The organism is Epilithonimonas lactis (assembly GCF_900110605.1).
GTDB lineage: Bacteria > Bacteroidota > Bacteroidia > Flavobacteriales > Weeksellaceae > Epilithonimonas > Epilithonimonas lactis.
On sequence record NZ_FOFI01000007.1, the window covers coordinates 31,134 to 43,966 of the forward strand.

Sequence of the window (12,833 nt, forward strand, 5' to 3'; positions counted from 1 at the left end):
GTTGAAAGGCATTACATTAAAAGAGATAGTTGGTTCTATCTGGTGTTTAAAATACCAGTCTCAATGCTTCTCTACACGCTTTCTCCAGGTTTTTTAATTTTAGTCTAAGACATAGAGAGTTGTCAGTATTTTGCTGCTGCCTTTCTTATGATTATAAATCTCAAAAAACACCTTATTCTATCACAACAGTGATTTGATACAAGTTTCCCATCTGGCTTGTTCGCAAATTTGTACTATAATTTTAAAACAAATAATTAGTATGAATGCAATAGCCTATCAAAAATTCGGAAATACAACTGTATTACAATCTGCTGAACAGTCGAAACCAACGATTAAATCTAATCAGGTGTTAGTAAAAGTAAAGGCCTTTTCCATAAATCCAATGGATTGGAAAATTAGAAAAGGTGAAATGAAACTGATGTCAGGTTCCTCATTCCCCAAAAAAACGGGAGCTGATTTCTCAGGTATTATAGAAGATGCCGGAACCTCCGGTTTCAAAAAAGGGGATCAGGTTTTTGGAGTAGTTAAAAATATGATGAAAGATGGTGCGTCGTCAGAATACATCGCTGTTCCTGCTTCTTTGGTGTGGAAAAAACCCTCGCAAATTAGTTTTCCTCAAGCTGCATCTATTCCTGTTGTAGGTACGGCAGCCCTTACAGCTCTGGAAAAAATGGGTAATATTGATGCAGATACAGAAATTTTGATCAATGGTGCAACCGGTGGATTTGGAATGTTCTTACTTCAGTTATTAAGACAGAAAGGACCTAAAGTTACTGCGGTCACCAGTACAAAAGGGACAGAATTTGCAAAAAAGTGGGGCGCTCGAAAAGTAATTGATTACTCAAAAGAAAATGTATTTTCTCAAAACATTCTCTACGATATTGTCATTGATCTATCTGGAAAGATGGGTTACACCGCTGCAAGAAAAATCATGAAGCCTCAATCGAAATTTATGAATCCAACACCGCGGCCCATTGAAATTCCAACTTCTATCTTCAAAAATCTATTTACAGGTAAAAAACACATCATTGTTTTAGCCGGTCCTTCTACAAAATACTCAGAGAAATTGGTGTCTGAGGTAAATCAAGGATTACAGATTGAAATAAACAAAATATTTCAGTTTGAGCAAACGCAGGAAGCTTATCAATACGCAGAAAAGGGCGGCTTTATCGGAAAAGTTGTCGTAGAGATCAATTCTTAACGGCGGGATGTACGGTAGTAATCTTCAGTAAGACTTTTAGACAAGAAAAACAGTGATTTGATACAAGTTTTCAGTTTTAACTTGAAGCATCTTTGTACTGTTAATAACAACAAAATAATATTAAAATAAATACTTATGAAAAAGCAAATTGTGATCATTGGCGCTACCGGAACAGTAGGTAGTAAAGTGGCAGAAATTCTGATTAATGAAGGACATCTTGTAAAATTGATCACCAGAAATCCTGAGAAGTTACAGCTTCTTCAGAATAGGGGAGCGGAAATAGTTGAAGGAGATGTAAATAATGTAGAAATACTAACCGAAACCTTCAAAAATGCAGACAGCGTATTTCTCATACTTCCGGACAATGCGAAAGCTGAAAATACAAGAACCTACCAAAGACAGATCACCGGAAATTTTCTTGAAGCGATTGAAAGATCAGGCATAAAACATATTGTGAATATGAGTAGTTTGGGCTCTCATATGCACGAAGGCAACGGAATGATGGCCGGAACAGGCGAGCAGGAAGTACGATTAAATCAGTTGAAAGATGTAAATGTAGTACACATCCGTTCGGCTTATTTTATGGAAAACTTCCTAAGGACAATTGCTTTGGTAAAAGGAAAAGGCATCAATGGAACTGCTGCAGATGGTGATCATGCCGTACCGATGGTAGCAACACAGGATGTAGCAAAAGTAATAGCAGCACATCTGGCTAACCTTGATTTTACAGGAAAAAGTGTTCGTCCGGTAATGGGACCAAGAGACTATACCTACCGTGAATTTACGACGGTCATCGGTAAGGGCATTGGCAATCCTGGACTGCCTTACGTTCAAATACCTGTGGAGCAGGCAAAACAGATATTTTTAGGAAATGGATTCTCGGAAGATTTTGTAGATAATCTGTTAGGAATGGCAGTCGCCATTAAACATGGATTTATGAATTACCAGCAAAGAGACGATTCAGCAACTACAAAAACCACTGCCGAAGAATTTGTCAATACCATATACCTCCCAGCCTACAACAATTAATTATCAACATACATAAAAGACTATCAAAATGAAATTACTGGAACCAACACGGTTAGGAAATTTAACCTTAAAAAATAAAATGGCGATGTCTGCAATGACCAGAAGCCGTGCAGATATCAATGGACTCGTTGGCGAAAGGACCGTAGAATACTATACCCAAAGAGTAGGTGCAGGTCTGATCTTTACTGAAGCCATTAGAATTAGCGAGGAGGCAACCGGCAGTCCTCTTACGCCTGGAGTATTTACACAGGAACAAATCGAAGCCTGGAAGAAAGTTACAGCTGCAGTACATGAAAATGGTGGATCAATCATTGCGCAACTCTGGCATACCGGTCGCGCAGGTCATTCTGTTGACCGAAGTGGGAAATTGCCATTGGCACCTTCAGCTTTGCCCATTATCGGAATGCAACATTTCACATCACAAGGGATGAAAGAATATGAAACGCCGCAAGAAATCACCATACAAGAGATTAAACAGACCATCAAAGATTTTGGACAGGCCGCTAGAAATGCGATAGAAGCAGGCTTTGATGGCGTTGAACTCCATGCTGCGAATGGATATTTGCCCAATCAGTTTTTGGCGGAAAGTTCCAACCGACGAACTGACGAATATGGAGGAAGTTTCGAGAACAAATCTCGTTTTGTGGTTGAGGTAATGCAGGAATTGATCAATGCTGTCGGAGGAGAAAGAGTAGGTATCAAGCTATCACCCCTTCATCCATATGGAGATATGATTTTGAATGATCCGGAAGGAACCTATACTTATTTGATTTCTGAACTGAACCAACTGGACTTCAATTATGTGGAATTGATGAAACGCAGCCCATATTTTCCTTCTCCAGAGCATTATCCTATTGGTGATGAAATGGTTCTGTTCGGGCAAAAAATTAAGCAAACGGTAATTGCCAATGCGGGTTATGACAAAATCTCAGGAGAAGCGGAATTGGAAAGAGGTATTGCGAAATTAATTTCCTTTGGAACTTTGTTCCTTGCCAATCCGGATCTGCCCGAGCGTTTTGAAAATGATGCTGCTTTGAACGAACCTGACCGTGCGACCATGTTCGGAGGTGGAAAAGAGGGATATATTGATTATCCATTTCTACCGAAATAACATATTAATGGCTGTTTGGCTTATCGTTCATCCTCAATTTGGCTTCAAATAGTCTCAATTTGGCTACAACTACCGATAAATGAATGACCAATTTTGCAGTAGTTAATTAAATCAATTTAAAATTATGCAGACAAATGAAAATAAAGTAGCACTGGTAAGTGGTGCGAATAAAGGCGTAGGTTTTCAGATCGCTAAAGCTTTGGCAGAAAATGGATATACAGTCTATGCAGGTTCACGTGATCTTCAAAGCGGTATAACTGCTGTTGCAGAAATGGGAGGCAATGCGAAAGCCATTCAACTGGACATTACGAACATGGATTCCGTGAATAATGCAGTTCGAACAATTGAAAGTGAATCAGGATACTTAACATTGTTGGTCAATAATGCTGCGGTCTCCCATGTAGGAAAACCAGGACGCACAATGGAAGAAATTTTGGGCGCACAACGTGCCAGTATCGTCCCGATCGATGACCTAAAAGGTGTGTGGGATACCAATGTTTTTGCGACATTTGCCGTCACTCAGGCATTTTTACCACTATTGCGAAAAGCACCTTCTGCACGGATTGTGACAGTTTCCAGCTCTTTGGGTTCTCTTACGATCAATTCGAATCCTCATAATCCATACCGTTCAGCGTTCGATGCGGCCTATGGTGCTTCTAAAACCGCACTTAATGGAATCTTTATTTCGCTGGCAATCGATCTTGAAAATACAAATATCAAGGTTCATCTGGTGAGTCCAGGCTTTACAGCAACAGCCCTTAATAACTTTCAGGGAACCGACACCGTGGAAGAAGGATCTAGAGAACCCATCAGAGTAGCGTTGGCTAAAGATCTCCCAAACGGAAGTTTTACCGGTCCAGCAAATTCCAACGGATCATACGATACAGTTCCATGGTAATATCCACCTAAAAAAAACCTATGATAGTCAAATGACCATAGGTTTTTTTATAAATTTATAATATGAAAAGTAAAGAAGACAAATTGATAAGGTTCATTTCCATATCTGAAAGTCATAAGGCTTTTGGATTGCCTGCACCACAGCATCCACTGATCAGTCTCGTTCATTTCAATGAAGAAAGTCCGTTCAATACGGAGATGGCGCCAATCTATGATGTGCTGAGTTTCTACAAAATAACCTTCATCACAAAAAACAGCGGAAAGCTGAAGTATGGTCAGAATTACTATGATTATAATGAAGGAAGTATGCTTTTTTTAGCACCCAATCAGTTGGTGGGCACAGTGGAATACAATAAAAATACGCATTGCTATATTTTACTTATTCATCCAGATTTTATTTTAGGACATCCCTTAGCAAAAAAGATAAAGCAGTACGGCTACTTTTCTTACTCTTCCAATGAAGCTTTGCATCTATCGGAAACAGAAAGACAGATTATTCTTTCCGTTTACCAGATAATGGAACAGGAGCTGAACAGCCGTGTTGATGAATTCAGTCAGGAAGTGATCATTGCACAGTTGGAGTTAATGCTGAGCTACGTCAACAGATTTTACAAGCGGCAGTTCATTACCCGAAAAGCAGTCAATAAGGACATTCTTCACAATACAGAACGTATCCTGGATGAATATCTTGGTCAGAAAACCTTGGTATTAGGTGTTCCGACAGTGAAATATGTCGCGGATCAATTACATTTATCATCAGGTTATTTGAGCGATATGTTACGCTCTCTCATTGGAAAAAGCGGGAAACAATATATTCACGAGAAGCTCATTGAGAAAGCAAAAGAAAAATTGATTACCAGCGAATTGACCATTGGTGAGATCGCCTACGAATTGGGCTTTGAACATCCGCAGTCTTTCAGTAAATTGTTTAAGACAAAAACGAATCTTTCTCCATTGGAATTCAGAAGATCTTTTAATTGATATCTGATCTGACAAATACATCAAGTGACATGAAGAAAAAAAACTTAAAATTAAAAGATTGGTTCGAAAAGATAAAAAGTTGCAAATTTAGTGTTCACATTTTTCAATTCATCTTGATCCATGGCAATCCAATCTCATGTTGCTTAGGTTAAAGCTCTAAAAGGTTAAACTTAAATCATCCAAAGACTTTTCTCTACTTACCGGGATTTAGTTTTGATAGACTGGAATGGAAAAAAATATCTTTCAGTAATAAAAAAAACCGACATAAGAAAGTAAAAACTTCAAATGTCGGTCTTGTGACCTCGACAGGATTCAAACCTGTAACCTTCTGAGCCGTAATCAGATGCGCTATTCAGTTGCGCCACGAGGCCTTGTTTAAAGGTTTGCAAATATAGTACTTTTTTGCTTTCTTTGGAAGATGAAACGCATTTTTTTACTACTAATTTTATTTCTTTTTTCAATTTCCTGTAAAAAAGAATATATTCAAAAATCAAATGACAATATAACCATCTCATCACGAGTGAATTATATTGAAAATTCCGACAAGCTGACTTTGACTTCAGGAAAATTCAAAAATGTCATTCCGAGCAAAAATCTGCCTTTCAAAAAAGCAATGTTGCTAAATTCTAGCTTGATTGGCTTCTTTTCTGAACTTGATTTAGAAAATAAAATCACCGGCGTCTCGAGTCCGGAATATATTTTCTCAGAAAAAATCCACCAGTTAATCAACGAAAACAAAATCCTTAACATCGGAAACGAACAAAAATACGACATCGAAAAAATCCTTTCCAACAAACCGGATGTCATCTTCACCAACTACGTTCCCAACTTCGTCAACACGTACGAAGTTCTTAAAAACAACGGCATCGAACTTATTTTCCTCGACGATTTTATGGAACAAAATCCGTTAGAAAAATCAAAATACCTATTGCTCTTTGGAAAATTGTTCGGGAAAGAGAAAGAAGCGGAGAAAGCATATCAAAAAATCGAAGAAAATTACAAGAAAATCCAGACCTTAAGCAAAAATTCAAAATCAAACTCATTGGTTCTCTGCAACGAAATGTATGGAAGCCAATGGTTTCTCCCAGGCGGAAATTCCTTCGTAGCAAAACTCATCAATGATGCTGGCGGAAATTACATCCTGAAAGACAACAAAGAATCCACCTCAGTTCCACTAAGTTTCGAGGAAGTTTTCATCAAATCGAAACAAGCCAATTTTTGGATTAACATCAGTCCGCACAAAAACAAAAAAGAACTTCTGACGCTCAACCCGAATTATTCAAAAATGGACGTTTTCAATTCCGGAAAATTATATATGATAAACAACCGCGAAAAAGACCAGGCCAACGACTACTTCGAAAGTGGCGTTGTCCGTTGCGACGTGGTTTTGAGAGATTATTTCAAGATTTTTCATCCAGAAGACGTAACTTTCCAGTCAGAACCGTTGGTCTATCTCAAAGAACTTAAATAAATGCAGGAACAAAATTACAAAGTCGACTTTTTCATCGGAATCATACTCGTGGTCGGGCTTTTCATCGGGCAATCATTCGCGTACGCCATCGGTTTGGGATTGTCGGCGTTATTCGACCAGGACATCAGCGAATCGGGCGGTTTCAACATCTTTATGTACTGCGCAACAATGCTCACGCCCGTTCTATTCTTCGACCTTTTAGTCGTAAGGAAAGAAAAAAAGAAACTCAATTTCGACTTTTCCACCAAGCCATTTCGCGTCTATTTATTGATATTCCCAATGATGTTCGGAATGATGCTCGTCGCAGATTACACCACGCAACTTATCCCAACAGAAGGCGGAATTCTCGGGCCGATTTACGAACTCTACACCAAAGAATTCGCAAAACTCCTCAAAGACCCGGTCGCACTGGTCATTATGACCGTCATCTTCGCACCAATCCTGGAAGAAATCCTTTTCCGTGGCATCATAATGAAAGGAATGATAAACAACAAAGTCGCTCCAGTCACCGCGATTATCGTCTCCGCCTTGATTTTTGGCGCTGTCCATTTCAATCCGTGGCAATTTGCAGGCGCATTTTTGCTCGGTTTGGTATTAGGTTTGGTGTACTACAAAACGAAATCTCTGCTGATGCCGATATTGTTGCACGCCTTCAATAACTTACTGTCCGCATTGATGATGATGTACTCTGATTCAGAAACTTTTTCCGGATTATTCAACGTAAACAAAGAACTTCTTCTTGTCGCTGGCGTGGTAATTTTCGCAATTCCATTTTATTTTTTTGCCATCCACAAGAATATTATTTATAAAGATTAAAATTATGGCAACTTATCCGCCCTCCGTTCCCGCTATTTTTTGCCAAGGCTTTTCCCACAGCAAAAAAATGAGCTCCACTCAGGTCGGGTTGCGCTTCGCAAGGTTCAACATTTGTCATCCATTCAAACTTTTGTCAATATTATAAATTAATCTAAAAACTTTAAATTTGAAATATTGAAAAGCCTTGTCAATGTTCCAAACCTTGACAAGGCTGACTAAAATCCACGAATAATATCATTTATCATCCATCAATTATCATTTATCATCCATCAACTATCATTTATAACAACATATGGAAATCCTAATCGCCACACATAACTTACACAAAAAAGAAGAAATCCAACAAATCCTCGGACCAGAGTTCATCGTGACCTCACTCACAGATTATAACTTGAACGACGAAATCATCGAGGACGGAAACACCTTCCAGGAAAACGCCCTCATCAAAGCAAAATACTGCTTCGAGAAAACCGGAAAGGGAAGTGTGGGCGACGACAGCGGATTGGTTGTGGAAGCCTTGGACGGACGACCTGGGATTTATTCTGCACGTTATGCCGGAAATCACAACTTCAAAAAGAACATCGAGAAAGTTTTAGAAGAATTGAAGGATGAACCAAACCGTCGCGCTTATTTCATCACCGTTCTATGTTTCAAAGACAACGACGGCGAACATTACTTTGAAGGTCGTGTATATGGAAACATCACGACAGAAGTTTTCGGCGAAGATGGATTTGGTTACGACCCGATTTTCATTCCAGATGACCACAATATGACCTTTGCGCAGATGTTACCGGAAGAAAAAAATAAAATCAGCCATAGAAGTGAAGCTTTGAAAAAATTCTTAGAATTCCTCAATTCCAAAGGGGGTCTTTTGTAATTTTTATGATGTTTTCGTATATTTACCCTTTTAATTTTCAATACAACCAAGAAAATTGAGTACATATCTTACCATTTTGGGATTCAACTCCGCAATTCCAACCATCAATTCCTCTCCAACTTCTCAGTTTTTGGAAATGGAAGAACGTCATTTCCTCATCGATTGTGGCGAAGGAACTCAGGTTCAAATGCGAAAAGCAAAAGTGCGGTTTTCCAAAATCAATCATATTTTCATTTCCCATCTTCACGGCGACCATTGTTTCGGTTTGCCGGGATTGGTTGCCTCTTTCCGACTTCTGGGAAGAAAAACCCCACTGAATATCTACGGCCCAAAAGGCATCAAAAAAATGATGGATACGATTTTCGAAATCACAGAAACGTACAAAGGTTTTGAGGTCATCTATCACGAATTGGAAGGGAAAGAATCCGTAAAAATCTATGAAGACAAAAGGGTAGAAGTCTTCACGATTCCGCTCAATCACAGGATTTATTGCAACGGTTATCTTTTCAAAGAAAAACCAAAAGAACGCCACCTGAATATGAAGGAAATCTCCAAACACAAAGAAATTGAGATTTGCGATTTCCAGAATCTGCGTTTAGGAAAAGACTTCGTTTCAGAAGATGGAAACGTCATCGATAACGCCTCATTGACGACCGACCCGCAACCTTCTGTTTCGTACGCATTTTGTAGTGACACCAAATACAAAGAAGACATCATCCCAATCATAGAAAACGTCGATGTCCTCTACCACGAATCCACTTTCTTGAATAACCTGAAAGAAATGGCAGATTACACTGGACATTCCACAGCGTTGGAAGCCGCGACGATTGCCAAAAAAGCACAAGTTGGAAAATTGATTTTAGGACATTTCTCCAACCGTTACAGCGACCTAAGCGTAATGACAGACGAAGCTAGACAGATTTTCCCTAATAGTTTTCTGCCTAAGGCTTTAGAGACGGTGAAGGTTGGGTAGATTTATTGAAATTTACTTAAAGGAAAATAACATTCGTTGACAGGATTTAATTCCCCCAACTTATCTTCACAAGGAGTTTGCTTCTTCTTTCGCACTTCGAGACCATTTCTATAATCTCTTAAAATATCTTGGAGGTTTTTTGTAGGACTGTCCATTCCACGCCCAATTTTTTTGAAATTTACTTTTATATTTTTTAAAACTTTATAATTACTTATAGCATTTTCATGTAAGTAACTGAAATCACATAAGTCAACACAATGACCTCCAAATCCTTGTGGTATTTTTCTTCCGAAAATTTGATTTCCATTTAAAAAGCATAATCCAAACCAATTCCCATCATTTTCTGGGCTAATATCCAGTACGATTGCCTTGATATTCTCTTTACCAATATTAAATTCGACCAAATCTCCGAATTTTAATTTTAAATTCTTGTCATCTACTTTCCAATAGTTTGTAAGAAAAATATTGGGAGAATTGTCATCTTCCAATTTTGAATTTTTGGGATTACAATTAGTTATGAATAAAATCAAAAATAAAATTCTTACTTTCATACAGTAAATACATTTAAAATTCAGTTAAAATATTCTCATCAAACCACATCAATACTCACAATACAAACCGCCAACGAAATACAAATCAAAGCTACAAAGAAAAGAACATCAGCAATATTCTCTAATTTGTCCGACAGTTTTTCCTTGTCTGTTCTGATGGCAAGGAAAGATAAAGTGCAACTCACCATCAAACAGAAAATCGCACCAATGGTAAATTCATCCAAATAAGAATGATGGCTGAACTTCGTAATCTTCAGAGAAGTGATGATGACCAAACAAAATCCCAGAAGATTGGTGGAAGCATTCAGGATGTGTGGCGCGGTTTTTTTCATTGGTTCAAATTGATGATTCAAAAATATTCATTAATTCTGTGGAAAAAATATAATTGATGAATTTTTATACTTTATAAAATTATCTTATTTTTACGAAATATCAAATCAATAAAAATTTCAGTAAAAAATTTTATATTTGTCAAAATTCAAAGTTATGCAAACAACCTACATAGAAACTCAGCAAATCTCATTTCAGGATTTTAAAAACAGCATTTTGGAAGACTATCGTTTAGGTAGGATTTCCCGCGAGATGTCCTACTTGGGAAGGCGCGAAGTTTTGACAGGTAAAGCAAAATTCGGGATTTTTGGAGACGGAAAAGAATTGCCACAGTTGGCAATGGCTAAGGTTTTTAGGAATGGTGATTTCCGCTCTGGCTATTATCGTGACCAGACTTTTGCGTTGGCAATCGATGCGGTTTCTGTGGAAAGTTTCTTTGCACAATTATACGCTGACACCAGCGTGGAAAGAGAACCAGCATCTGCCGGAAGACAAATGAACGGCCATTACGCCACAAGAAGTTTGAACGCGGACGGAAGCTGGAAAAATTTAACTGAGCAGAAAAATATTTCATCCGACATTTCGCCAACCGCTGGACAAATGCCGAGATTATTGGGATTGGCTCAGGCTTCCAAAGTTTATAAATCAGTAAAATTCGAAGGTTCTGAGAAATTTTCAAAAGACGGAAACGAAGTTGCTTTCGGAACGATTGGCGACGCTTCCACAGCTGAAGGTCATTTTTGGGAAACTTTGAACGCCGCTTGTGCTTTGCAAGTTCCGATGATTGTTTCGATTTGGGATGATGGTTACGGGATTTCGGTTCCGACTCAAAACCAAAGAGCGAAAGCGGATATTTCCGAAATGCTTTCTGGTTTCCAAAGAAAAGCGGACGAAAAACAAGGTTGCGAAATCATTCAGGTGAAAGCTTGGGATTATCCGGCGTTGATGGAAGCTTACGCGAAAGCTGAGCATTACGCAAGATATGAAAGTGTTCCAGTGGTGATTCACGTGACGGAAGTGACACAACCACAAGGACATTCAACTTCTGGTTCGCACGAGCGTTACAAAAACGAAGAGCGTCTGAAATGGGAATCTGAGTTTGACGGAATGTTGAAATTCCGTGAATGGATTTTGGATTACAGCATCGAGATTGAAGGAAATGAAGAATATCTGGCTTCGGTAGAAGAGTTGGATGCAATCGATTCTGAATCTAAAAAATTAGTAAAAGAGGGTCAGAAAAAAGCTTGGGAATCTTATCAAAAAACGATTTCAGATTTAAAGAATGAAATTTTACCATTTGTAGAATCCATTAAAAATCAAAATGTTGAAGTTGCTCAATTAATTGAAAACTTTAATAAAATCATTTCTAAAAGTAAGCGAGATATTTTCCATTTGGTAAGACAGTCTTTATTAGTGACAAGAGTTCAAAACTCCGCTGAAAGAACTGCTTTGAAATCAAAATACGAAGAAATATTCAAAATTGAGAAAGATAATTATTCGTCGCATTTGTATTCTCAATCTGAGTGGAAAGCAACGAATGTAAAAGAAATCAAACCAATCTATTCTGATGCTTCCGAAGAAGTGGATGGTAGAGTTGTTGTGCGAAATAACTTCGATAAAATCTTTGCAAAATATCCGCAAGCTTTGGTTTTCGGTGAGGATGCAGGAAATATCGGCGATGTAAATCAAGGTTTGGAAGGACTTCAGGAAAAATATGGCGAGGTGAGAATCGCTGATACCGGAATTCGTGAAGCAACAATTCTTGGACAAGGCATTGGAATGGCGATGCGAGGTTTGAAACCGATTGCTGAAATCCAATATTTAGATTATATTTTGTACTGTTTGCAAGGGATGAGCGATGATTTGGCAACGGTTCAATACAGAACAAAAGGTGGTCAAAAAGCACCTGTCATCATTAGAACTCGTGGACACAGATTGGAAGGCGTTTGGCACTCTGGTTCGCCAATGGCTGGAATCCTTAACCTCTCAAAAGGAATTAATATTCTGGTTCCAAGAAGTCTAACGAAAGCGGCAGGTTTTTACAACACAATGCTTCAAAGTGACGAGCCAGCCGTGATTGTAGAATGCTTGAACGGTTACAGATTGAAAGAAAAACAACCGGATAACTTAGGAGAATTCACGATTCCAATAGGAAAAATCGAAGTGACTAAGGACGGTAAAGATGTGACTTTGGTAACTTACGGTTCAACTTGGAGAATCGTTACAGAAGCGGCGAATGAATTAGAAAAATTAGGAATTTCTGCGGAAGTGATTGATGTTCAGTCATTGATTCCATTCGATTTGACTAATGAAATTGCAGAAAGTGTAAAGAAAACAAATAGGTTAGTTGTGATAGATGAAGATGTGGAAGGTGGAACTTCGGCATTTATTCTTCAGCAGATATTAGAAAAACAAAAAGCGTTCAAATATTTGGATTCGGAGCCATTGACAATTTCTGCAGAAAATCACAGACCAGCTTTTGCAAGTGATGGCGATTATTTCAGTAAGCCGTCTTCTGATGATATGGTTGAGAAAATCTACGCGATGTTCACGGAAATCAATCCTCAGAAATATCCTGCGATTTATTAATTTCTGA

General features: G+C 38.3%; 12 protein-coding genes and 1 tRNA gene. 10 read left to right on the top strand and 3 right to left on the bottom strand.

What is annotated here, in order from left to right:
- Nucleotides 1–193: 193 nt before the first annotated feature.
- The 5 genes from BMW39_RS18205 (at nucleotide 194) to BMW39_RS18225 (ending at nucleotide 5,219) form a co-directional block, all read left to right on the top strand.
- On the top strand, nucleotides 194–1,201 hold the full coding sequence (locus BMW39_RS18205; RefSeq protein ID WP_131474372.1) for an NAD(P)-dependent alcohol dehydrogenase: 1,008 nt from the start codon (nucleotides 194–196) through the stop codon (nucleotides 1,199–1,201).
- A gap of 135 nt (nucleotides 1,202–1,336) precedes the next feature.
- On the top strand, nucleotides 1,337–2,230 hold the full coding sequence (locus BMW39_RS18210) for an NmrA family NAD(P)-binding protein (RefSeq protein ID WP_034979305.1): 894 nt from the start codon (nucleotides 1,337–1,339) through the stop codon (nucleotides 2,228–2,230).
- Between the two features lie 28 nt (nucleotides 2,231–2,258).
- A complete protein-coding gene (locus BMW39_RS18215; protein WP_034979302.1) occupies nucleotides 2,259–3,341 on the top strand; it encodes an alkene reductase in 1,083 nt (360 codons plus the stop codon).
- A gap of 124 nt (nucleotides 3,342–3,465) precedes the next feature.
- Nucleotides 3,466–4,239 carry an SDR family NAD(P)-dependent oxidoreductase gene (locus BMW39_RS18220; RefSeq protein WP_034979298.1) on the top strand — a complete coding sequence of 258 codons (774 nt, stop codon included), beginning with the start codon at nucleotides 3,466–3,468 and terminating at the stop codon, nucleotides 4,237–4,239.
- 62 nt (nucleotides 4,240–4,301) lie between these two features.
- Entirely contained in the window at nucleotides 4,302–5,219 is a 918-nt protein-coding gene (locus BMW39_RS18225) for a helix-turn-helix domain-containing protein (RefSeq protein WP_034979296.1), read from the top strand.
- 297 nt (nucleotides 5,220–5,516) lie between these two features.
- Here the strand turns inward: BMW39_RS18225 and BMW39_RS18230 are convergent.
- Nucleotides 5,517–5,590: transfer RNA gene (locus tag BMW39_RS18230), tRNA-Arg, on the bottom strand.
- A 149-nt stretch (nucleotides 5,591–5,739) separates the two neighbouring features.
- Here BMW39_RS18230 and BMW39_RS18235 point away from each other — a divergent pair.
- From BMW39_RS18235 to BMW39_RS18250, 4 genes are all read left to right on the top strand, one after another.
- A complete protein-coding gene (locus tag BMW39_RS18235) occupies nucleotides 5,740–6,690 on the top strand; it encodes an ABC transporter substrate-binding protein (RefSeq protein WP_245750505.1) in 951 nt (316 codons plus the stop codon).
- Nucleotides 6,691–7,506 carry a CPBP family intramembrane glutamic endopeptidase gene (locus BMW39_RS18240; RefSeq protein WP_034979291.1) on the top strand — a complete coding sequence of 272 codons (816 nt, stop codon included), beginning with the start codon at nucleotides 6,691–6,693 and terminating at the stop codon, nucleotides 7,504–7,506.
- A 292-nt stretch (nucleotides 7,507–7,798) separates the two neighbouring features.
- Nucleotides 7,799–8,383 (top strand): RdgB/HAM1 family non-canonical purine NTP pyrophosphatase, encoded by a 585-nt coding sequence (gene rdgB / locus BMW39_RS18245; RefSeq protein WP_034968579.1) that lies wholly within the window; start codon nucleotides 7,799–7,801, stop codon nucleotides 8,381–8,383.
- Nucleotides 8,384–8,438: 55 nt separating this feature from the next.
- Nucleotides 8,439–9,356 carry a ribonuclease Z gene (locus BMW39_RS18250; protein WP_034968577.1) on the top strand — a complete coding sequence of 306 codons (918 nt, stop codon included), beginning with the start codon at nucleotides 8,439–8,441 and terminating at the stop codon, nucleotides 9,354–9,356.
- 2 nt (nucleotides 9,357–9,358) lie between these two features.
- Here BMW39_RS18250 and BMW39_RS18255 read toward each other — a convergent pair whose 3' ends face one another.
- Nucleotides 9,359–9,907 (bottom strand): hypothetical protein, encoded by a 549-nt coding sequence (locus tag BMW39_RS18255; protein ID WP_034979288.1) that lies wholly within the window; start codon nucleotides 9,905–9,907, stop codon nucleotides 9,359–9,361.
- Between the two features lie 38 nt (nucleotides 9,908–9,945).
- Nucleotides 9,946–10,239, bottom strand: coding sequence for a hypothetical protein (locus tag BMW39_RS18260; protein WP_034979285.1), 294 nt, complete (start codon nucleotides 10,237–10,239; stop codon nucleotides 9,946–9,948).
- A gap of 154 nt (nucleotides 10,240–10,393) precedes the next feature.
- Here BMW39_RS18260 and BMW39_RS18265 point away from each other — a divergent pair, with 154 nt between their 5' ends.
- Nucleotides 10,394–12,826 (top strand): alpha-ketoacid dehydrogenase subunit alpha/beta, encoded by a 2,433-nt coding sequence (locus tag BMW39_RS18265; RefSeq protein ID WP_034979283.1) that lies wholly within the window; start codon nucleotides 10,394–10,396, stop codon nucleotides 12,824–12,826.
- Nucleotides 12,827–12,833 lie beyond the last annotated feature (7 nt).

Excerpts from the sequence above, each read along its gene's own strand:
- BMW39_RS18225 (WP_034979296.1), top strand. The coding sequence starts at position 4,302 with ATGAAAAGTAAAGAAGACAAATTGATAAGGTTCATTTCCATATCTGAA.
- rdgB (WP_034968579.1), top strand. The coding sequence starts at position 7,799 with ATGGAAATCCTAATCGCCACACATAACTTACACAAAAAAGAAGAAATC.
- BMW39_RS18255 (WP_034979288.1), bottom strand. The coding sequence starts at position 9,907 with ATGAAAGTAAGAATTTTATTTTTGATTTTATTCATAACTAATTGTAAT.
- BMW39_RS18210 (WP_034979305.1), top strand. The coding sequence starts at position 1,337 with ATGAAAAAGCAAATTGTGATCATTGGCGCTACCGGAACAGTAGGTAGT.
- BMW39_RS18260 (WP_034979285.1), bottom strand. The coding sequence starts at position 10,239 with ATGAAAAAAACCGCGCCACACATCCTGAATGCTTCCACCAATCTTCTG.
- BMW39_RS18265 (WP_034979283.1), top strand. The coding sequence starts at position 10,394 with ATGCAAACAACCTACATAGAAACTCAGCAAATCTCATTTCAGGATTTT.
- BMW39_RS18240 (WP_034979291.1), top strand. The coding sequence starts at position 6,691 with ATGCAGGAACAAAATTACAAAGTCGACTTTTTCATCGGAATCATACTC.
- BMW39_RS18220 (WP_034979298.1), top strand. The coding sequence starts at position 3,466 with ATGCAGACAAATGAAAATAAAGTAGCACTGGTAAGTGGTGCGAATAAA.
- BMW39_RS18215 (WP_034979302.1), top strand. The coding sequence starts at position 2,259 with ATGAAATTACTGGAACCAACACGGTTAGGAAATTTAACCTTAAAAAAT.